Genomic DNA, 21,970 nt, shown 5'->3' on the forward strand with positions numbered 1-21,970 from the left:
ATTAATTAAACTGAAAAACGCCGAGATAAATGAAAGAGCTATGAGGTAATTTACTATTTCAGAGGGCGTGTTGCTAAAGTGAGTAACACATAGCGCGCCATTAGACGCGCTATTCGTGTTTAAAGCAATGTTTTTACCACGTCATAAAGGGCGTCGATGTGGTCGTCTCTTTCATTCAATGCGGGAATATAACGATAGTGTTCGCCGCCGGCATGCTCAAAAATCTCGCGATTTTCTTCTTCTAATTCCTCTAGGGTTTCTAAGCAATCCGCACTAAAGGCTGGGCTTACAATTGCTATATTTTTAATGCCTTGTTTGGGGAAGTCCGTCAATGTTGCATCTGTATAAGGTTTTAACCACTCCGCTTTACCGAAGCGACTTTGAAAGGTGGTTATGACTAGATCTTTATCAATCCCAAGTTCTTTTACGACCAAATTGGTTGTTTGGTGACATAAACAATGGTAGGGGTCGCCGTTGGTCAGAAATTGCTTTGGCATACCATGATATGAAAATACGATTTTTTCAGGTGTGCCATGCTTTTTTAAATCTTCAGCAATAGAGGCTGCGAGTGCTGAGATATATTTTGGCGTTTTATGATAGCCATTAATGAAATGCAGCTCAGGGACCCAGCGCCATTTTTTAAGTACGGTTGCGACGGCGTCAAATGTAGACCCTGTCGTTGGGCTTGAGTATTGCGGGTAGAGGGGCAACACAATGATACGAGTTAACCCTTTATCTCGTAATGCTTCTAGTCCGGACTCAATTGACGGATTTCCGTATCGCATTGCCATAACGACTTCGGTGTTTTCATATCCTTGAGATTTGATCAGTTGGGATAGCTTGCTAGCCTGCTGCTTTGTGATGTGGACTAACGGTGAGCCATTGTCTGTCCAAATTGACTCATAAGCTTTTGCTGATTTTTTTGGGCGTACACGAAGAATTATGCCGTGGAGTATCATTAACCATATTAATCGTGGGATCTCTACAATACGAGGATCAGATAAAAACTCAGCCAAATAGACTCGGAGTGCTTTTGCTGTAGGCGCGTCAGGGCTGCCTAAATTAGTGACCAAGATCCCTGTTTTTTGATTGAATCGTTGGTCGTGCGGGTTATCTGTTATGGCCGAGAAACGGGACACGCAAAGCTCCTTAAAGCATACTTATAATGCAGATTTGAGAGTGTAGTAGATCATTGTGGTGAATCACCTGATCTATTTCTAATTTTACAAGATTATTAGTACGTACGTCACTGAAAAGTGGATCTATTCTAATGAATAATATAAAACTTCAATATATTATTCATTCTTTCGTCTTATTTTCGAAACATTTTATCTTTTCACCCTTGCATGCCAGCCATGATACACGTAATTTCTCGACTCTTTTTCGTATTTCAAATCATATTTTTAGTGCTGCTGCGTCGTCACAATAATGAATTAAAAGATACGTTGTTATTGTTTTTAGTCTTAAAGGGGATTTATGCGTCTGAATCAACCCGTAACAAATACAGAGCAAACTTTTGATAGGCATACCAAGCTCATATCAGTCACTGATTTACAAGGAAATATTGTTGATTGTAATGAAGCATTTGTGTCAGTCAGTGGTTTTACGCGCGAAGAATTAATTGGTCAACCTCATAATCTTGTTAGGCACCCGGATATGCCTGCACTTGCTTTTGAAACAATGTGGAAGCAGCTCAAAGCAGGTAAAGCGTGGATGGGGTTGGTGAAAAATAGATGTAAAAATGGTGACTTTTATTGGGTTGATGCGTATGTCACCCCCGTCACCGACAATGGCAGAGTAATTGGCTATGAATCTGTGCGTACCTTGCCAGAACGAGCCATGGTAGAGCGCGCCCAAGCATTATACTCGTCAATTCACTCGGGTAAACAAGCAACTTATAAACTACCAAAGTTACGGGCAATTTGGCCGATATTTATGGTGTTATCTTCCCTTCTGCTATGGTTGTATTTATCACAAGGTGGCGCATTCATTTGGCTTGTTATTAATTGCTTGGGGTTAAGTGGTTATAACTTGTGGCGTGATAATGAGCAGTTATCTCGCTTAGAAGACTCGTTATCACATAGCTTTTGCGATGAGGTTGCAGCACAAGTTTACACCACTTGGGAAGGTAAAATGGCGCAGATCCAAGTGCGACTATTAAGTGAGAAAGCGCATTTAGATACGGTTATTACGCGAATTGAAAATTCTGCAAAAGAAGTGGCTCGTGGTGCTGATAGTTCACTGATTGGCGCAAGTGAGTCTTATACAAAGCTGCAACAGCAACAGCTTGAAACAGAGCAAGTTGCGACGGCAATGAATGAGATGAGCACCACAATCAATGATGTGTCGAGTCATGTTCAGTCAACGGCGAATGAAGCGTTAAGTTCTTTGCAGTTAGCTAATGAAAGTGCTGAAGTAGGTAAAGCAACAAAACAGGCCATTTTAGAATTAGGAGATACAGTGGGCCTGATCCGAGATTCGGTGTTAGGGGTGTCTAAGCAAACTGCTCGTATCGCAGATGTTGCGCAAATCATCAATCAAATTGCCGAACAAACGAATTTGTTAGCTTTAAATGCGGCGATAGAAGCTGCTCGTGCTGGGGAGCAGGGGAGAGGGTTTGCGGTTGTTGCTGATGAGGTGAGGCATTTGGCGCAACGAACGCAGCAATCGACGCAGGAAATCCACACCATCATTCATGAATTAACGCAAAGTACCCAACATTCTGTTGAAATTGCTCACCGTGGGCAAAGCGAATCACAATTTGGTATTGAGCAGCTAGAAAAAAGTACCCTCATGTTAGAAAAAATTAATGGGGCAATTGAAAACATTAATGATATGTCGATGCAAATAGCCACCTCTGTAGAAGAGCAGGCTGCTGTTTCTGATGATATTAATCAACAAGTAGTGAATATAGCATCATTGGCAAATACCAGTTTAGATAGTGCCGACAACGTTAAAACTGTAAGCCAAAACTTAACCGTGGTTGCCAATGATATGTATGAATTGGTCGTTCGTTTTAAACGTTAGCCATCTTTTATCATTATTCTAAAAGGGGTCGGCTTTTGAGTTTCAAGTTGTTGTAACTTGGCGATGGATTTTTCGTTAAATTCATGACCCTTTGGCAACAGCATGATCCCTTTATGGCTATGAATCGCAAGGCCAAGAACCATACCTGGTTTAAGCTGTTTAGAAGTAAGTATGTCCATCGAACGTACATTATCTGATTGTACGTTTGCTTTATCTTTAAGGGTGGCTTCGAATGCTTTTACCACTTTAGGGTGGTAAAAGTTACCACTGTACATTTTTATCAGCTCTAATGCGTCAGCAAGCTTTTGCTCTTCGGGTTTTTGGCTGGATTCTATATTTTGCCAATAGTCTCGTGCAACGGACAAAATATGTGCACAAATGGGGATGTCATTGCCTTTAAGTCCTTTTGGAATGCCGTTACCGTTGTATTTTTCAAACTGATGATATATAGCTTCAGCCACTTCACTAAGGTGTTGCGCAGGCATTAGCATGAGCTGTGCTGTGGCTGGGTGCGTGTAAAATAACTTTCGTTGTTGCTCGTTCAATTGTGAAGTGGGCACTTTATATAGTGCAGGATCCATTGCCAGTAATCCAACTTGCGCTAAATACCCCGACATATTTGCCATTTCGATAAGCTTGTCGCTTAGCTTTAATGCTTTTGCGATTTGTAAGCAGCTTGTTGCGATGTTTTTTGCCAGCTGCGCGTCTAAATTTGGATTGGCATTAATAAAGTTATAGAGCAGCTCTACCGTTGCTTTGTGATCGGTACGTTCATGTTCATTTGCTGTTTCAAGTTGCTTGAGTACCTGGCGAATTTGTTTGGTTCTTTTGTCAACGAGTAGTTCTAATGAGTCATTGAGCTCTTTCAGTTTATTATTTTGTTCAATAACGTGATGCTGCAATGCTTGATTATGCTTTTTAAGTTTATACTTCTCGACTCCTTGCTCAATGAGATAGATTAACCGTTGGTTTTGCCAAGGTTTTTTAACATAGGCATGGATCTCACCTTGGTTTACGGCATTAACAGTAGAAATAAGATCAGAATATCCTGTAAGCAATATTCTCTGTGTATCAGGTGCCAATATTTTTGCTTTTTCTAAAAACTCCGCGCCATTCATTTTTGGCATGCGCATATCACTAATGATGAGTGCAAATTCCTGTTTTGACAGGGCATCAAGCGCATCAACACCTTCTGTAAAAGGGATCGCTTGTAGTTTGTGATGACGAAGTAACCGGACTAAAGCCCGTAATACACTTGGTTCATCGTCCAGACACATTATTTGTATCGGTGTACTTGTGAACTCTTCAAAATCTTCCATTTAAAAACAGCGCATTAGATGGGTATGTATGTTGATAAATTTAGACTAAGCTGTAGGTATAAACAAATACTTTATGGCTGCGGATGGAATGAATGCCTGAATTAAAACTAAATATATTGTTAATTGACGATGACGAACTGCTTTTAAGAGCGCTTTCGAGAACGTTAAGTAGAATGTATAGGCAAGCTCATGTCACTTGTTTGCAGTACCCTGAAGAATTTATGAATTGTGTTGAGAATAATGGAATGCCCGATGTTATTTTTTGTGACTCGATGATGCCCATTGTATCTGGTATCGAGGTGTTGAAACGGGCTAAAGAAGTATGCCCTGGCGCTATTCGATGTTTATTAACGGGAGATTTGAAAGATAGCTATCAATGGCAAATGGATAACACCATTCATTTTCATTTGGTGAAACCATTTACTCAAACCCACTTAACTCAAGTTATAGAATGTACTTTGCTATTAGAAGAGCTACCTATTAGTAAGTCTACGAGAGCTATATTAGGGCAACTGAGTGAACTCCCTTACTTGAGTAGTGTTGCACAAAACTTGTTACAAGAGCTGGGTAATGAACAGCCGGACATGATGGTGTTAGCTGATATGGTAAGTCATGACCCTATAATGATGGGTAAAATATTGCAAGTAGCAAATTCAGCATTCATGGGCTTTGAGCAACATACTAATGACTTTAAGCAAGCGATAATTCGGATTGGTTTAGAGGGACTAGAAGCGATAGCAGTGTGTTGTACCTTATCTCAACAGCTATTAAATCATGCTAAACAGGATGAGATAGATAAAATTATAAAGGGCGCATTTGGTCGAGCTACAATGGCCCATTGTTTAGCAAAAAGGTTAGGAAAAGACACCCAATCTCAGCGGATATCTTTTGCCGCTGGCCTGTTGAGTAGTGTTGGGGAGTTAACGTATAGTTGCCTAATTCAACTTGAGAAAGATAAAGACCGCGTATCAAAAAATGCGCTAACTGCCTATTTGCTCGCTTTGTGGGGGTTTGAGCGAGAAGTTGTTAGGGCTCAGTTGGTAGATGAGTTGCCATTATATGGCGAGGCTAGCCCGACACTTATTCATAAAATTGTTGAGCATGTATATAACAATGGTGGATTTGATTTGAAGCCCGCTGATTATGAGTTACTCGATAAATTGAATTTATTACAGGTAACGCAAGATTGGTTCTTTGAATGGCAAAAAACTCAGAAGGGCAATATATGAAAGGGGTTATCTTTAGAGGGCTTGAGTCGTTAGTCATTGAAAAGTGCGGTATGGCAGCATGGGAAGCGCTACTGGAAAAAAATGCACCTGACGATAGAGTATATATTTCGGCTCAAAGCTACCCAGATGAGGAATTAGTGGGGTTGGCGCAAGATGTTGCTGTGGCATTGCAGCTTCCTATGGCTGAGGTATTAAAAGCATTTGGTGAGTACTTATTTGGTTATTTATTGCAGCGACATCCAACAATTGTTGAGCAGTTTGATGGGTTTATTTCACTCATTATGGGCATTGATTCAGTGATCCACGTGGAAGTTGCCAAGCTATATCAAGAGCCAAATTTACCAAGAATAAGATGTGAAGTGATAGAGGATGGGTTCATTTTGATGCACTATTATTCGAGCCGAAAACTCTGCTTGTGCGCAGAAGGGCTTATTTATGGCGCCGCTGCTCATTATAATATGACTGTAACGTTGGATCATGTTGAATGTATGCACAAAGGGGCTGATGAGTGTGCTATTGAAGTGAGATTCGAACAGGTGGCTGCATGAGTAACGTAGACCACAACTATGAAAAAGCCTATTTGAGAGAAAAAGCGGCAAGAGACGAACTCGAGCGCTTACTTGAAGATAAAACACGGGCATTATTTAATGCAAACCAAGCATTAGAAGAAAAGATTGAGCTATTACAAAATCAGCAAGCAGTATTAATGCAAACAGAGAAAATGGCGACGCTGGGTACTTTATCGGCAGGCGTGGCTCATGAGATCAATAACCCGCTGGCTTACGTGACCAGTAACTTAGAAAGTATTAGCTACTTAAAACCCACTTTAGTGACTCTATTACAGTTAGCACAAAAACAAATGTCACAGTCAATAACAGAACAAGAGGTGGTAGAGACTATCACCAAGCTTGATAGTGCGCTGAGCTTAGAGTTTATTTTAGAAGATTTAGATGAGTTATTAGATGATACCCATGAAGGGCTTAAAAGAATAAGTGCGATTGTGACTAATTTACTGAGTTTTGCACGACCAAAAAACAACCTAATGGCGATGTCGGATGTGACGGAGTCTCTGGACGGTGCGATAAAGCTACTAACTAATCAATTAAAAAATAGTAAAGTAGAGTGTATTAAAGAAGGATTACCGCTCACATATTGTAACTTATCTGCGATTAATCAGGTATTTGTTAACCTATTACTCAATGCGAAGTATGCGTGTGATTTAATGACAGAGCAGTATCCACACATAATTGTTAAGCTCTTTGCCGACACTGAACACATATACATTGAAATAGTAGATAATGGCTATGGTATGAATGATGAAACCATGAATAGAATTTTTGAACCTTTCTATACCACTAAACCTGTAGGGCAAGGTACCGGGATGGGAATGGCAATCGTTTACAGCATAATAAAAGAGCATAAAGGGGATATATATATTGAAAGTAGCATACAGCAAGGCTCACTGATCCGCTGTAGCCTGCCTATCTTGCCAGAGCCTGACTCTGACCTTGAGAAAGGCTAAGCGGTCCGTTACAAAAGCGGAACGTTTAACCGAAGGCCAACACATTCTCCTACCTCTCTGACTTGCGTATTAATAATTAATTATTCAGCGCGAGGCTTTATCGCTTTATCAACCCGCCTACTTTTATAACATATCATCAGAATCTTTCTAATTGCCCGTCCTCGTTACTAATTAGTAATGCAATCGAGACGCTATTTTCCAGTGAAAACACTGCATAAAGAATATTTTATTTCAAAATCACTAAGTTATAACTCTAATTGTCACAGTAGAATTACCTGTTTAGTTATCCAGAATCAAATTTTTGGTAAATATTATGGGTATTTTTATAACTTTAGGGTATATGATATTTCTTTTGGTTATTTTTGTTGAGGTTTTATATTCATTAGTTAATTTAATCCGAAAGTGTTTCTATTAGTAATGAATTCAATATACCTACTTCCAAGTTTATGTTTTTAATAATTTAATTAATAACTATTAGTAAACATAAAGATGAGTCAAATTCATATCAATATAGATTCTCAGCGACTGAATATTACTCATTCAATAATAGTGAAAATACGACATTATCATTACGTTTTGCTTGTTGGGTGGTTAAAAAACGAACTGTGGTGCATTGACGGGTTGGAACTATGTGTTACTTTTAATGTTAATTTGTTAAACAAAAGTTACATGTAAAGGTTGGAGAAATCATGAGAACTCAAAAAATGTTCAAGTCGGCACTGAAGTACAGTGCTATTTCATTGGGGTTATTTACTGGCTTAAGCAACGCGTCAAATTTACCTTATGACTGTACAGGCGTACCTGTATGGAAGGAAAATACTGCTTACGTTAAGGGCGAGGTTGTACAAAGAGCCGAAGCAGCTTATGAATCACAGTGGTGGAATAAAGTAGACCCTGTGACCCATTCAAAATCATGGCAAGAATGGATTAAATTGGGCGTTTGTGACAGCGTTGTCACTAATGCGCCGCCAGTTGTTTCTGGGTTGACGCCCGCGTCAGGTACTGAATTTAACGTTAATGACAGCGTTGCCATTAGTGTTAATGCAACAGATGCAGATGGTACTGTTGCTAAAGTCGATTTTTATGTTGATGACGTTCTCATCGCCACCGATACACAAGCATCAGCAGATATGTTTGATGGAACGTGGGCTGCGCAAGAGGGGTCACATGTTATTTCAGTGAAAGCCACTGATGACAAGGGTGCGGTGTCAACGATGTTGAGCAATCAAGTGATTGTTAAGCAAGTGGTTGATCCTGTGAACAAAGCACCTGTAGCAGCGTTAGAGTTAGTCAGTCTACCCGCTGAATTGGTGGTCGGTTCAAGCGTTGAGTTTAACTTGTCTGGTAGTGATAGTGATGGGCAAGTAACAGCGCTAAGCTTTGCCGTTGATGGTGTTGAAGTTGCATCAAGCAATGGGTCTGCAACTGCGTATACATGGCAAGCTGCTCAATTAGGCGCTGTAACATTTACGTTAACGGTAACCGATGATAAGGGCGCTACTGGGGAGATAAGTAAAACGCTAACCGTGATTGAAGCGGGTCAAGGAAACAACCGCGATGCCTGTCAACCAGCCGGTCTTTATCAAACGCCGGGTGTGAACACACCTTACTGTACAATTTATGATGAAAACGGCCGTGAGGTTATGGGAGCTGATCATCCACGCAGGGTGATAGGTTACTTCACTAGTTGGAGAAATGGTGCTAATGGTCAGCCTAGCTACCTAGTGAATGATATTCCTTGGGATAAAATCACACACATTAACTATGCTTTTGCGCATGTTGATGCAGCAAACAAAGTATCAATTGGCGACCCTAATGCGCCAGGCAACCCGGCAACTAACATGGAGTGGCCAGGCGTCGCTGGTGCGGAACTGGATCCAAGCTTACCGTACAAAGGCCACTTTAACCTGTTGAACAAATACAAAAAACAGCACCCAGATGTTAAAACCTTGATCTCCGTTGGTGGGTGGGCTGAAACAGGTGGTTTCTTTGGCGGTGATGGTAAACGCGTTAAAAGTGGTGGTTTCTACACAATGACGACCAATGCTGATGGCTCTGTGAATCACGCTGGTATTGAAGCATTTGCACAAAGCTCTGTTGATTTCATTAAGAAATATGGATTTGATGGTGTTGATGTCGATTACGAATACCCATCATCAATGAAAGACTCAGGCCACCCTGATGATTTCCCTATTTCAAATGCACGTCGTGCTGGTTTGAACGCATCATACCAAGTACTAATGAAGCGTTTACGTGAAGTACTCGATAAAGCGGGTGAGGCTGACGGTAAGCATTACATGTTAACAATTGCGTCCCCGTCATCAGGTTATTTACTGCGCGGTATGGAAACTTTCCAAGTAACGAAGTACCTAGATTACGTGAATATTATGTCTTATGACTTACACGGTGCTTGGAACTCTCATGTTGGTCATAATGCGGCGTTGTATGATACTGGATTAGATTCAGAGCTAAAACAATGGAATGTATACGGCACCAAAGAATTTGAAGGCATAGGTTACTTAAACACTGATTGGGCTGTACGTTACTTCAGAGGCGCAATATCAGCAGGGCGTATTAATATTGGGCTTCCATATTACACACGTGGTTTCCAAAATGTACAAGGTGGTACAAATGGTTTATGGGGCCAAGCAGCGCTTGCAAATCAAGCTGACTGTGCACCAGGTACGGGTGTAGGTGAGAAGAACAAATGTGGTGATGGCGCTGTTGGTATTGATAACTTGTGGCATGACAAAAATGATAATGGCTATGAAGTACCTGCGGGTTCAAACCCATTGTGGCATGCCAAAAACTTAGAGAATGGGATCACGCCAAGCTATTTAGGTATTTACGGTTTAACACCAGATACTGATCCAACAGATGTACTAACGGGCACCTATACGCGTCATTATGACTCTGTCGCCGTTGCACCATGGCTTTGGAACGCGCAAAAGAATGTGTTCATTTCTATTGAAGATGAAGAGTCAATGGGTACCAAGGTTGATTACGTCATCAACAATGGTCTAGGTGGGATCATGTTCTGGGAGCTTGCTGGCGATTATGATTACGATGCCGCGAAGGGTGAGTACTTCATGGGGTCTAGCATGACATCATTGGCTTATAACAAGTTCAATCAAAGTGGTGTTGCATATGATGTCCATAACGGAGATCCGACATTTGCGGTACCGGCTGAATCTGTCGACGTGACGTTTACAGCAAAAGACTTCCCAACAGGCGATGATAACTACCCGATAGCACCAACATTTGTATTTACCAATAACTCAGATATTGATTTAAGCGGTGCGAAGATTTCGTTCGATGTGCCGGTATCAACCTCTGCGATTTTTAAATCTAACTGGAATGCCCAAGAAAAGCTGAAAATGGCAGTTGATGTTAACGGGTCAAACGCAGCGGGTAATAACATTGGCGGATTTGAAAATGAATTCCACCGCTTCTCAATCACATTAGTAAATGAGTGGGGAAGTGTGCCTAAATCGTTAGCTCCGGGTGAAAGTGTTAATGCTCAGGTCATGTACTACAACCCAATCACAGGCCCAGCTAACTTTGTCGCGGAAAAAGACGGGAAGCGCTATGCGTTTAAGTTCGAATATCCGAAGCTCCCAGCTGCAAAGCCTGGTAATGGCAATGGTGGCCCTGTAACGAGCTGTGAAGGTGTACCAATTGCTGATATTTCAGTATATCCGGCATTTCCGCAGTCCACACATGCAGCCGCAGGGGATTTGATAATCCAAGGCACAAAGGTTTATAAGGCCAAATGGTGGTCAAATAAAGCACCTGAATCAAGCGGTGATTATACGAAAGTCTGTAATTTATAAGCTTCAACTATTATAGGGCAGCCTTGCTGCCCTATAAAAAGGAATGATTATGAACAAGCGAGATAAAAGAATATCACAAACGGGTATTGGTCTTGGCGCAATTGCGCTGAGTGTGTTAAGTCAAACCGCGATGGCACATGGTTTTATGGAGTTCCCAAAAGCAAGGCAAGCGATTTGTCAGGCGCAAGGGGGGTATTGGTGGCCTGATGATGGCTCAAACATTCCAAATTTAGCGTGTCGCGCAGCATTTTTAGAGTCTGGACATGTGCAGTTTATTCAGGAGCATGAATTTGCAGCGAATACATCGGATTATAATAACCAAGCTGCGGTAGAAAAGAATATTCCAAATGGCACTTTGTGTGCGGCTGGTTCTAATGAAAAGCGCGGGATGAATTTGCCTTCTGAACACTGGCAAAGAACAGACGTGACGCCAAATGCGCAAAATGAATTAGCAATAAGGTTTAGAGCAACAACCCCTCATAATCCGAGTTTTTGGAAGTTTTACATCAGCAAACCAACGTTTAATTCTGATGTGGATACGTTGGGCTGGCAGGATGTTGAGTTAGTGACCGAAGTTGGCAATGTAGACTTTGTAAAGGACCCTGATGGAAAACGCTTTTACGAAATGAAAGTGTCTATTCCTCAAGACCGTGTTGGTGATGCAATTTTATATACTCGCTGGCAGCGAAATGATGTAGTCGGTGAAGGGTTTTACAACTGTAGTGATATAACGATTGTTAGAGACTCAGGTCCTGTCACGTGGACAAGCGCAGGGTATTACATTAAACAGGGTCAAAATGCGAAAGCCACAGATACGGTTTGGACGCGTATTTTTGATGGTACCGGTAAAGAACTTGTCAGTAAATCGATAAAAATCACGGCTCAGAATGAGTCGTCGTGGCAACAGCTATTGGCGGATTCGCTGAATTTGGACCATGCGAACACAGTGCAAGTTGGTGTACGTCAAGCCAGCGGTGACATCGTTTTTGATGGGCAGAACTTGTTATCAAATGAAGTGTTTGTTAGCGATGCCAATTATACCTATAACCTGACGATTCAAGTTCAAGCGCCCAATACGGCACCAAAAATTCACAAGCCAGACCCTTTTATATTAGATGAAAGTACCACGGCTAAATTACATGTACATGCTTTTGATGATGAGCAACAGGCTTTGACCTATCAATGGCAAGTTCCCAGCCCTCTGACGTTTTCAGGCTCTGGTGCCACGATTGACGTGGTAGCCCCTGCAGTTGAAAGCGATACGAATTATACAATCACAGTCAGTGTGTCTGATGGAGAGCTAAGCACCTCAGCAGATGTACCTGTTACGGTTAAAAATATTAGTGCACCACAATTTCCAGCATGGAGTAGCAATAAGACATATGTCGCTGGTGACAAAGTTAGCCATAACAATATGAATTATCAGGCAAAGTGGTGGAATGTAGGCGAGGAGCCCGGTTCCGCACAAGTTTGGAAAAAACTATAGTTTTTTTAACGAATAATTGTCGGCAAAAACAAAAGCGTAATTCGATTTAATTTAGTAGTACAACAACAATCATCCATCCTATTGGTTGGATACAACATGTAAAGAAGGTTGAAAAGTAATGAAACTAAAGCAATTAACGGCCCTAGTTGGTCTCGCGTTGGCTTCAGGTGCAGTAATGGCAGCGCCATCTACACCAAGCCTCGATTGGAAACCACAGCAGTATTCATTCGTTGAAGTTAACTTAGACGGCAATGGGTCTTATAAGGATATTGTTACGGCAAAAGATGTTGTTACTGTTGAACTCAAGTGGAATGCTTGGAGTGGCGCAGGCGGCGATGGCTATAAAGTTTACTTTGATGACATGTTAGTAAACGAAGGGACTCTTCCTGCAGGGACCAAAAGTGGAGTCGTGACTTTTCCATATACAAAGTCAGGTCGTCACAACGTTTATTTAGAATTATGTGAAGGTACAACGTGTGCGAGAAGTGCCGGTAAGCCAATAGTAATTGCAGATACAGACGGCGGCCACTTAGCGCCACTACCTATGAATGTAGATCCTAACAACAAAAACTATGGTACTAAGCCTGGTATGGTAACAGGTACTTATTTTGTTGAGTGGGGGATCTACGGACGTGACTTCGATGTTACACAAGTGCCAGCACAAAACTTATCGCATATTCTTTATGGGTTCATTCCAATCTGTGGTGCGAACGAATCATTAAAAGAAATTGAGAACGGTAATAGCTGGCGTGCATTACAAAAAGCATGTGGCGGCTCAGCAGATTATGAAGTGGTTATTCACGACCCTTGGGCAGCTGTGCAAAAAGCGTTACCTGGTGTCGACTCAAAAGACCCAATTCGCGGAACGTATTCACAGTTAATGGCTTTGAAACAACGTTATCCTGATTTGAAAATATTGCCGTCTGTAGGTGGTTGGACGCTATCAGACCCATTCCATGGTTTCACAGAAAAAGCCAATCGTGACACGTTTGTGGCATCGATGAAGAAATTCTTAAAAACATGGAAATTCTATGATGGTGTAGACATTGACTGGGAATACCCAGGTGGTGGTGGTCCAAATCCAAACCTTGGTGATACGGTTAAAGATGGCCCTGCTTATATCGCGTTGATGCAAGAGTTACGTGCAATGCTTGATAGCTTGGAAGCTGAAACAGGCCGCAAATATGAGTTAACATCAGCGATTGGTTCTGGTTACGATAAAATTCAAGACGTAGATTATCAAGCTGCATCGCAGTATATGGATTATATCTTCGCTATGACGTATGACTTTTACGGTGGTTGGAATAATGTAACAGGTCATCAGACTGGACTTTACTGTGGTTCTCATTTGAGCACAGACGAATGTAATGGTACTGGTCTAGATGATAACGGCGAGCCACGTAAGGGCCCTGCATATACCACTGATAACGCGGTTCAGTTGTTACTTCAACAAGGTGTTAATTCTAAGAAAATCGTCGTTGGTGCGGCAATGTATGGTCGTGGTTGGGAAGGGGTATTTGATGCAAATACGACTATTTCAGGTAACCCAATGACAGCACCGGGTAACGGTAAATTTACAGGTTCAAAAGCGCAAGGCGTTTGGGAAGCTGGCATCATGGATTATAAAGGCGTTGTTGCTAACCTAATTGGTGCAAGTGGCACAGGTATTAACGGATATGAAGTAGGTTATGATGACCAAGCTGAGGGTGCATATGCATGGAACCGCAGCAATGGTAAATTATTGACATTTGATACACCTCGTTCAGTGAAAGCTAAAGGGGCTTATGTTAATACGCATAACTTAGGGGGTTTGTTCTCTTGGGAAATTGATGCGGATAATGGCGACATTCTTAATGCAATGCATGATGGTCTAGCTGGTGGTGGAACGTCTAACCGTTTACCAGTAGTGACTGTGGATAGTCAGGTATCAATCGCAGCAGGCGCTTCTGCAGTGGTTAACGCAAGTGCTACAGATGCAGATCGTGACCCACTGAGCTACAGCTGGACTGGTGATGCGGCTTTAGCACTTACTAATGCGAATTCAGCGTCAGTATCTGTGGCTGTACCAGCAGTTACAGTTGATACGCAATATGCACTTTCAGTGACAGTATCTGATGGTAAAGGTCAAGTAACACGCAATGTTGTGGTAACTGCTAAAGCTGCGGGTTCAAACTCAGCACCTGTTTTATCACCTATTGCGAACGTAACGGTTGAAGAGCTGGCAAGTGTGGCTGTTGCGGCTTCAGCATCTGATGCAGATAATGATGCATTAACCTATAACTGGACAGTACCTGCGGGACTAACATTGTCGGGAACAGGCGCAAATGTAACATTGGCTGCAGACGAAGTTGCTGCTGATACAACGTATCAAGTGTCAGTGTCTGTATCGGATGGTCAAGCATCTGCATCACAAACATTTGATGTAACGGTCACTGATAAAGCGGCTGGTGGTGATACGTGGCAAGCTGACAAAGTCTATGTTGGCGGCGACACATGTGTTTATGGTGGCGTGACTTACCAAGCTAAATGGTGGACACGTGGCGAAGAGCCAGGTAAAGCACAAGTTTGGAAAGCGCTATAATTAGTATATGAGATTTGACATCAAGCAATTTGATTGACCCAAGGAAGGGCCAAGTTGAATATACAGTAAGTGATATGTATTAATTGATTAAAGGCGCCTCTGGCGCCTTTGTTTTTATTAGCTTAGTAATCCATAATGAATGTATATTTACTTTATTTTTAGGTTGTTAGTTCTGAAACTATTTATTTTTTGTGCGCTTTTTATAAGCTGTTTTGGTTGGACGAATACGCAGTGCGCAACGACCTATAAAGTAGGAGTCGGGACACTCTGGCCACCCTATGTCATGTACGATGATACGTCATATTCTGGTTTAGATGTTGAGATATCTGAAGCGGTGTTTTTACATGCTGGGTTTTGTATTGAATTTGTAAAGTTACCTTCTTCGGCACGGGGGATCGTTGAATTACAAAAAGGTGAGATCGATGTTTTGCCTTCAGCCAGTTATAACAAAGAGCGTGCTGAAATTGCGCACTTTAGTAAAGGCTATCGACGAGAACGTATGCGGTTATTCACCCATCAAGTGACGACACCTATTACTAATCTCACGGAGTTATTTGCTGCTGAATATACGTTTACGGCAAACCCTGGCGCATATTATGGTGAAGAGCTTGCTCAGATTTTGACAATAAAGTGGTACAAGCAAAGGTTTTTTGAAGTGGCGAGCGTGACGCAACGTATGGAATTAGTAAAACGCGGCCGTGTAGACTTTTTGATTGAAGATGAGATCAGTGGTTTGTATTTTAAGCGTTTACTTGGTTATAAAAATATTGTGCTACATGAATATGTTGTAAACGATAATGCCATACATTTTATGCTGAATAGGCAGAGTTTTGATTACGATAAAGTTCGCAAAATCAATAATGCCATTAAAGCAATTAACCCAGAATTACGTCGTATTGAAGCGAAATATACTGAGTGGATAAAAGGGAACCCTTAGCTACACTCTCTCATTATCAATGACTTTAAAGTAAGCCCTTTGATAGCTGATGTACGAGTTATATGCGCATTATAACCCGTAGTAAAATAGAGGTATGTTACCCAAGTCGGGTGATAGTAAGGTCAATACTGCCGCTGTTTTGCTGATAATCTTTATTTATATCATTGGCAAACGGGGTGAATTCACCAGATTGGCTAATTCTAACTTCACAGCCATTTGTTATCAAAAACGCGGTATCATCATTTTGATTTATACACCCCATAAGCGCAAACCATTGTGCGTTTGTGGCACGCATATACGGGGTAAATAATTCAATTGCCTGCTGTTTTATACCGAGCGTTTGCTGCGTTCTATTCCACCCCTTGATACTAACCGGGTGACCATTATCGTACCAAATGGCGTCATCTTGTGTGCTAAAGCGATACGTTGCCCCTTTTTCTAACATGACCCCAGTCGCATTGTATTTTTGTGAAGCGAAGGCTTTGACAGTGACTTGCTCGCCGGTTTGTAAAATAGTGATGTGTTGATTCTTGAGTGTTAAATGAGGGGTTAAGCCTACACAGGTGAGTTGACTCGCATTATTATCTTCAATGATGTGAGGTATTGACTTTAAAGACTCAGGGCGATAGCCACTTAACGTATTTATTCGCTTTGCCACACTGTGGTGTATGATCGGTGGGTGCTGGCTGATTTGATCTTGTTCTAATACCGCGCACTGTCGATTGATCACTTTAAAGCTGCTATTAAGCCAACAGTAGTCATGTTGATAGCTGCGAGCGAGTGGATCCGGGCATAGCGTGACATCATCTTCACAAATCAACGGGGTGCTTTCGTAGGGCAAGAGAGCTTGAAAGTTAATGTGTTCTTTATTAAATATTGTTAAGCCTATTTTGAGATCAATGAGCCACTCTAGTGCATAGCGTAAAGTGATGTCTGATAATCCACTTCGGTAAAATCCTCCCCCAATATCTGAATGGCAGCCGGCAAACCAGACTTCTTTGATATGTTGTGCATGGTTAAATAAGGTTGGTTCAAATGCGCGACGTTTATCATCTAAGCTCACACAATGTAACGCTTGAACCACATTATTGGCCACATTATGGTCTTCAAAAATGACGTGCTCTGTGCCACAAGTTGCTTTGGTTATTTTACTAAAACCAATGGAAGCTATGGTGTCGAACACACATAAATAGACGTCTTGTGATATGAAGCGTTCTAAACATTTCGCGAATCGTCGTGCTAATGCTGCACCGCGACTAAACCCTATCAACAGCACTTTATCACCTTGGTGAAAATGATGATTAAAATCATTAATCGCTTGGGTTAAAATAGTGGCAACTTCTTTGTCGTTTGGGGCGAGTATTTGATTGAGTAGTTTTTTAACCTCGCTGCCTTGATCGCCAATCCCACAATAGTAAAAACACAGTTGTTGCTCAGTGGCCGATGGCGCATGGCGATGAAGTTTGCCTCCAAGCATAAGGTGAAGTTTGAGTACGTTACTAATCCCTGTGTCTTCTTTAAAGTGCTCGCTACTATATTGGTGAGAATCCCGGGGTTCACTTGATGTGCCGTCAAAATTAAAAACTAACGTTTTGGGCGCGGTATTATGAGTCATAATGAACCTCTGAGTTGGTTTAAAATCCAGGTCAACTATATAAAGTTGATCGTTAAATAAAACTTCTACAACATCATTAGATAGTGCACATTAAAGTGCAAAAATATGATATTTTTAAGTCACTTTATTGAAGATACTGAGACTACTGTTATGGAGCATGAGCAGCAACTGCTTCAAAGCTTATCGCAACATTTTGGATTTGCCACTTTTCGAACAGGGCAACAACAAACAATTAGCCAATTGCTCGCAGACCACTCGTCTCTGGCCATATTTCCAACGGGATCTGGTAAGTCTCTTTGCTATCAATTAACCGCATTGCATTTACCTAACCTCACGTTAGTGGTATCTCCTTTATTGGCTTTAATGCAAGACCAAATAGAGTTTTTACAGCGCAAAGGGATTGCAGCCGCCAGTTTAGACTCCACGCAATCAAAAGCGCAAAGCCAAGCGGTTATGCAGGGGATCAGAAAAGGTGAAATAAAGATACTTATGGTGTCGGTTGAGCGGTTCAAAAATGAACGCTTCCGAGAATTTATTAAGCAAGTGCCAGTATCTATGATGGTGGTGGACGAAGCACATTGCATTTCAGAATGGGGCCATAACTTTCGACCTGATTATCTAAAGTTGCCAGAATATCGACGCGCATTAAATATTCCGCTGGTTTTGCTTTTAACGGCAACCGCGACGAAGAAAGTAAAAAATGATATGGCAGAAAAGTTCCATATTGAGCCGCAGCACATTGTTCAAACTGGCTTTTATCGTTCGAATTTAGATATTAATGTGTTAGCACACAACGAAGATGAAAAAATACCTTACTTAGTGCGTTCTATTAAAGAACAGACTGGATCAGGAATTGTGTACGTCACATTGCAGCAGCAAGCTGAACAAGTGGCTAAGCAACTACAAGCCGCAGGTATTAAAGCGGCTGCCTATCACGCAGGGTTAGGTGATGACACTCGGCAAAGCGTTCAAAAAGCATTTATGCAAAACCAACAGCAGGTTGTTGTAGCTACGATTGCTTTTGGCATGGGCGTAGATAAGTCAGATATTCGATTTGTGATTCATTTTGATTTACCAAAATCGATTGAAAACTATAGCCAAGAAATAGGGCGAGCGGGCAGAGACGGCGCACCCTCACGATGCACTGTTTTAGCTAACCTTGATGGCATTGCCACCGTTGAAAATTTTGTTTATGGCGATACACCGGAATTATCTGGTATACAAACGGTCATTGATACGATAAGCACTGAAGAACAACACGGGCGCTGGGATATGCAAGAGCTGGCATTATCTAAGACCAGTAATATTCGTGTGTTGGCGTTAAAAACATTGTTAGTACAATTGGAAATACAAGGTGTGCTTACGGCGCAGTATGCCTATTATGCAGATTTTCGTGTTAAGTTATTACAAAGTGAACAGAAAATTTACGCAAAGTTTAACCCTGAGCGTCAGCAGTTTTTAGCACAAGTGTTTTCGGCTATACAATTTAAAAAAGTATGGGGAACGGTCGATATTTCCGCATTGGTCGCACAGGGTGTTAATAGAGAGCGGGTCGTATCGGCACTTGACTATTTACATGAACAAGGTCTGGTTGAGCTAGAAAGTAAACGCGTTATGCAAGTTTATGAGGTTAATAGAGCATTGCTTGACCAGCCTGGTCTAGTTGAGCAACTTTATGGTTATTTTAAGTCGAAAGAGCACAGTGAATTAAAGCGAATCGGCGCGATGATCCGGTTTTTTGAGTTAGACCGCTGTTTAAGTGCAAATTTGGCCAAGTATTTTGATGATACCAATGTACCCGAGGCGTGTGGTCACTGTAGTGTGTGTCATGGCGCGGTTGCTACCTTAGTTGAAAGCACCAAACGCACTTTGCCGACGGATGAACATATACGGACGGTTGTATTTGGTTTACAAAAGCATTTGCAAAATGGCGCTCAGTCGGTCAGCTCCGATACCATACTGCGATTTTTAACGGGTGTTACTACCCCTTTATTTACCAAGTATAAATTGAAGCAGCTGCCTGGTTTTGCATGTTGTGAAGGGCAAAGGTACTCAGTGATCACTGATAAAATTCGCCAGCTAGGGTTTGCAAACTAATAATAAACATGGAGAAATCAGGCTCTATTCAGCTGACGCTGGGTAGTATGCCTCGTTATACTATTTACTTATAATATGGAGCACTATGAAACTTTTGACTTTTTCTTTTTGGCTGACGTTAATATTTGCTACAGGTAACGCCGTTGCTGAAAATGATGTATATAATTTTGATACAATACAAACGTTAATGCCCGCCAGTGCTTTTGAAAATGACGCCCGAATTTATCCTAAACCAAGTGAGTTTAGCATTGTTAGAGCGATCCCTATGAGTACACAAGCTGGTGAGAGGGCAGCTTTAGTGGTGATCAAAAATATGGCATCAGGGCAGAGGATTTTTGATACCAAACATATCGTGGCAATTATGGCTGATGGTACACGGGTATTTGGCAATTTAACCGACGCTAGAGTTAAGCTAGCAGGTCATGAACAAACAACAATTAAACTCGAATTTGGCCCGTTTGATTATCCTATTGTGAGTCTATATACATCTGAAAGTGAATCATAACCGCTTATGCATAATCATATAAAAAGGTTGGTTGAAAGCGCAGAAAAAGAAAGTCGTTTAATCATCGGGTTAATGAGTGGCACGTCACTAGATGGGTTAGACATCGCTTTATGTGACATCAGGGGTTGTGGCACGGCAACCCAAGTGAAAGTATTACAGTTTACGACCTGTGAATACCCCGAACACGTTAAAGAAAAAGTGAGACAAGTGTTTGCGAAATCGCTGGTCGATTTAGAGTATTTGACACTGCTCAATGGATGGTTAGGTAATTATCATGGCCAGCTCATTGTTGATACGTTGGCACACTGGGGCATTGCAAACCATGACATTGACGTGATTGCCAGTCATGGACAGACGATATATCACTGCCCAGTACATCAGCATAAGTACAGTGAATTTGGCAATGGTACATTACAAATTGCTGATGCAGATCATATAGCTGTTGCAACACACATTACGACCCTATCTGATTTTAGGCAAAAGCACATTGCCGCTGGCGGAGAAGGCGCACCACTTGCACATTATGGGGATTACTATTACTTCAGCAGTAAAAAAGAGCACCGTCTTTTACTCAATATTGGTGGAATTGCGAACCTTACATGGCTACCTAAGAATTGTGCATTCTCAGACGTATTATGCTCCGATATAGGCGCTGGAAATACGATTATGGATGCCTACATGCAGCGACATTTTCAGGTAATGTATGATCAAAATGGTGAGGTTGCTAAGTCAGGGAAAGTAAATCAAGCGTTACTCGATAGCTTAATGGCGGCTACTTTTATTAAACGAGATATGCCAAAAACAACAGGGCCAGAAGTATTTAATTTAGTATTATTGAGTCAAGCTCAAACAAGCAGTAACACCGACCATTTATCGCATAATGACGTGATGGCAACATTAAATATGTTTAGTGCAAAGGTCATTGCAGAGCACATTACCTTACTCTCATCTGATGTAACACAGGTGAATGAGCCAGTGAATGTGTACGTCAGTGGCGGGGGGTATCATAATACGTTATTGATGGCGCAGGTGAGAGCACAGCTGTCGAGCGATTATAACGTGTTGAGCAGTCAAGCGTTAGGCATAAGCCCCGATGCAAAAGAAGCGGTGTTATTCGCCATGTTAGCCAATGAGACTCTGGTCGGTGAAAGTACCTCAGTAAAAGGTGAAAGCAAGCAAAGCCAACCTATTACGATGGGCAAAATAAGCTTTCCGGATTAAAAGACTGAAAGCAATGAGGTCAGCACACTAGCTGCATGTCGCTTTGCTGTTTTGGCCCATACACGGCCAAAAAAAGGTGTGTGAACATGGGTTTTAATGTTGAGCGGGTTATATATTTTTGCATTGAACTCTGCGGTGTTTTTTATTGTGTTATATATACCTAATAAATTCAGTTGCAATACATACTCACCACTTGAACCATACCCCGTTAAGCATAACTCAACATACCCGGCATCTAATGCGTTTTTAGTTAAGGTTACTTCAGCACTAAAACTGGCATCACGGCCTGTTACAGAGGTTGCAGACAAAGAGATGCTATCACCACAAATCGCATCATTAGGTAGCATACATTTAATGATCACCCCAGACTTTTGGTAATTTAGCGTTAACGTGTCGTACTGCATTGTTTCGATACGTGTATGTTCATCTAAGGAACGCGCAGCAAAACTAAGCCTGAGAGGCGGGTGGTTCATGACGTAAGTAGGTCTCTTTATATTTAATCACTGTATTATTGATCGTCAACATGACAATTTTATGACTTTAAGTGCAATAATACATCGAGATGGTTGAAAGCATCTATTTTGGCAAGTTCTAGCTT

The 21,970-nt window shown here is 41.5% G+C and carries 15 protein-coding genes; 11 read left to right on the forward strand and 4 right to left on the reverse strand.

The window, feature by feature from the left end:
• Positions 1-119: 119 nt before the first annotated feature.
• The gene (gene hemH / locus BGP78_RS17115) at positions 120-1,139 is read right to left on the reverse strand and encodes a ferrochelatase (RefSeq protein ID WP_119862519.1); all 1,020 of its coding nucleotides are present in this window, start codon (positions 1,137-1,139) and stop codon (positions 120-122) included.
• 337 nt (positions 1,140-1,476) lie between these two features.
• Between hemH and BGP78_RS17120 the strand changes: the two genes are divergently transcribed.
• Positions 1,477-3,027 (forward strand): PAS domain-containing methyl-accepting chemotaxis protein, encoded by a 1,551-nt coding sequence (locus BGP78_RS17120; RefSeq protein ID WP_119862520.1) that lies wholly within the window; start codon positions 1,477-1,479, stop codon positions 3,025-3,027.
• Here the strand turns inward: BGP78_RS17120 and BGP78_RS17125 are convergent.
• On the reverse strand, positions 3,024-4,346 hold the full coding sequence (locus BGP78_RS17125; RefSeq protein ID WP_119862521.1) for an HD domain-containing phosphohydrolase: 1,323 nt from the start codon (positions 4,344-4,346) through the stop codon (positions 3,024-3,026). The two genes, BGP78_RS17120 and BGP78_RS17125, sit on opposite strands and share 4 nt — an antisense overlap.
• A 92-nt stretch (positions 4,347-4,438) precedes the next feature.
• Here BGP78_RS17125 and BGP78_RS17130 point away from each other — a divergent pair, with 92 nt between their 5' ends.
• From BGP78_RS17130 to BGP78_RS17160, 7 genes are all read left to right on the forward strand, one after another.
• The gene (locus tag BGP78_RS17130; protein WP_119862522.1) at positions 4,439-5,575 is read left to right on the forward strand and encodes an HDOD domain-containing protein; all 1,137 of its coding nucleotides are present in this window, start codon (positions 4,439-4,441) and stop codon (positions 5,573-5,575) included.
• Positions 5,572-6,123: a heme NO-binding domain-containing protein gene (locus BGP78_RS17135; protein WP_119862544.1), complete on the forward strand. Its 552-nt coding sequence runs from the start codon at positions 5,572-5,574 to the stop codon at positions 6,121-6,123. The genes BGP78_RS17130 and BGP78_RS17135 overlap by 4 nt, the downstream gene beginning before the upstream one ends.
• A complete protein-coding gene (locus BGP78_RS17140; RefSeq protein ID WP_119862523.1) occupies positions 6,120-7,097 on the forward strand; it encodes a sensor histidine kinase in 978 nt (325 codons plus the stop codon). Before BGP78_RS17135 ends, BGP78_RS17140 begins: the two co-directional genes overlap by 4 nt.
• Positions 7,098-7,786: 689 nt before the next feature.
• A complete protein-coding gene (locus BGP78_RS17145; protein ID WP_119862524.1) occupies positions 7,787-10,930 on the forward strand; it encodes a glycosyl hydrolase family 18 protein in 3,144 nt (1,047 codons plus the stop codon).
• A 49-nt stretch (positions 10,931-10,979) separates the two neighbouring features.
• A complete protein-coding gene (locus BGP78_RS17150; RefSeq protein ID WP_119862525.1) occupies positions 10,980-12,416 on the forward strand; it encodes a lytic polysaccharide monooxygenase in 1,437 nt (478 codons plus the stop codon).
• A 118-nt stretch (positions 12,417-12,534) separates the two neighbouring features.
• Positions 12,535-14,997 carry a glycosyl hydrolase family 18 protein gene (locus tag BGP78_RS17155; RefSeq protein ID WP_119862526.1) on the forward strand — a complete coding sequence of 821 codons (2,463 nt, stop codon included), beginning with the start codon at positions 12,535-12,537 and terminating at the stop codon, positions 14,995-14,997.
• Between the two features lie 139 nt (positions 14,998-15,136).
• Positions 15,137-15,934 carry an ABC transporter substrate-binding protein gene (locus BGP78_RS17160; RefSeq protein ID WP_404936055.1) on the forward strand — a complete coding sequence of 266 codons (798 nt, stop codon included), beginning with the start codon at positions 15,137-15,139 and terminating at the stop codon, positions 15,932-15,934.
• Between the two features lie 97 nt (positions 15,935-16,031).
• On the opposite strand, the gene BGP78_RS17165 is transcribed toward BGP78_RS17160, so the two are convergent.
• Positions 16,032-17,549: a DUF2235 domain-containing protein gene (locus BGP78_RS17165; protein ID WP_119862528.1), complete on the reverse strand. Its 1,518-nt coding sequence runs from the start codon at positions 17,547-17,549 to the stop codon at positions 16,032-16,034.
• Between the two features lie 150 nt (positions 17,550-17,699).
• On the opposite strand from BGP78_RS17165, the gene BGP78_RS17170 reads away from it, so the two are divergent.
• The 3 genes from BGP78_RS17170 (at position 17,700) to BGP78_RS17180 (ending at position 21,372) form a co-directional block, all read left to right on the forward strand.
• A complete protein-coding gene (locus tag BGP78_RS17170) occupies positions 17,700-19,646 on the forward strand; it encodes an ATP-dependent DNA helicase RecQ (RefSeq protein ID WP_119862545.1) in 1,947 nt (648 codons plus the stop codon).
• 85 nt (positions 19,647-19,731) lie between these two features.
• On the forward strand, positions 19,732-20,151 hold the full coding sequence (locus tag BGP78_RS17175; protein ID WP_119862529.1) for a hypothetical protein: 420 nt from the start codon (positions 19,732-19,734) through the stop codon (positions 20,149-20,151).
• A 6-nt stretch (positions 20,152-20,157) separates the two neighbouring features.
• Positions 20,158-21,372 carry an anhydro-N-acetylmuramic acid kinase gene (locus BGP78_RS17180; RefSeq protein ID WP_119862530.1) on the forward strand — a complete coding sequence of 405 codons (1,215 nt, stop codon included), beginning with the start codon at positions 20,158-20,160 and terminating at the stop codon, positions 21,370-21,372.
• Here BGP78_RS17180 and BGP78_RS17185 read toward each other — a convergent pair.
• Entirely contained in the window at positions 21,369-21,845 is a 477-nt protein-coding gene (locus tag BGP78_RS17185) for a hypothetical protein (RefSeq protein WP_119862531.1), read from the reverse strand. The two genes, BGP78_RS17180 and BGP78_RS17185, sit on opposite strands and share 4 nt — an antisense overlap.
• Positions 21,846-21,970: the final 125 nt, after the last annotated feature.

Source organism: Pseudoalteromonas sp. MSK9-3 (assembly GCF_003590335.1).
Taxonomy (GTDB): domain Bacteria; phylum Pseudomonadota; class Gammaproteobacteria; order Enterobacterales; family Alteromonadaceae; genus Pseudoalteromonas.

Coding starts and splice junctions, on each gene's coding strand:
- BGP78_RS17120 (WP_119862520.1), top strand. CDS start 1,477: ATGCGTCTGAATCAACCCGTAACAAATACAGAGCAAACTTTTGATAGG.
- BGP78_RS17125 (WP_119862521.1), bottom strand. CDS start 4,346: ATGGAAGATTTTGAAGAGTTCACAAGTACACCGATACAAATAATGTGT.
- BGP78_RS17130 (WP_119862522.1), top strand. CDS start 4,439: ATGCCTGAATTAAAACTAAATATATTGTTAATTGACGATGACGAACTG.
- BGP78_RS17135 (WP_119862544.1), top strand. CDS start 5,572: ATGAAAGGGGTTATCTTTAGAGGGCTTGAGTCGTTAGTCATTGAAAAG.
- BGP78_RS17140 (WP_119862523.1), top strand. CDS start 6,120: ATGAGTAACGTAGACCACAACTATGAAAAAGCCTATTTGAGAGAAAAA.
- BGP78_RS17145 (WP_119862524.1), top strand. CDS start 7,787: ATGAGAACTCAAAAAATGTTCAAGTCGGCACTGAAGTACAGTGCTATT.
- BGP78_RS17150 (WP_119862525.1), top strand. CDS start 10,980: ATGAACAAGCGAGATAAAAGAATATCACAAACGGGTATTGGTCTTGGC.
- BGP78_RS17155 (WP_119862526.1), top strand. CDS start 12,535: ATGAAACTAAAGCAATTAACGGCCCTAGTTGGTCTCGCGTTGGCTTCA.
- BGP78_RS17160 (WP_404936055.1), top strand. CDS start 15,137: ATGTATATTTACTTTATTTTTAGGTTGTTAGTTCTGAAACTATTTATT.
- BGP78_RS17165 (WP_119862528.1), bottom strand. CDS start 17,549: ATGACTCATAATACCGCGCCCAAAACGTTAGTTTTTAATTTTGACGGC.
- BGP78_RS17170 (WP_119862545.1), top strand. CDS start 17,700: ATGGAGCATGAGCAGCAACTGCTTCAAAGCTTATCGCAACATTTTGGA.
- BGP78_RS17175 (WP_119862529.1), top strand. CDS start 19,732: ATGAAACTTTTGACTTTTTCTTTTTGGCTGACGTTAATATTTGCTACA.
- BGP78_RS17180 (WP_119862530.1), top strand. CDS start 20,158: ATGCATAATCATATAAAAAGGTTGGTTGAAAGCGCAGAAAAAGAAAGT.
- BGP78_RS17185 (WP_119862531.1), bottom strand. CDS start 21,845: ATGAACCACCCGCCTCTCAGGCTTAGTTTTGCTGCGCGTTCCTTAGAT.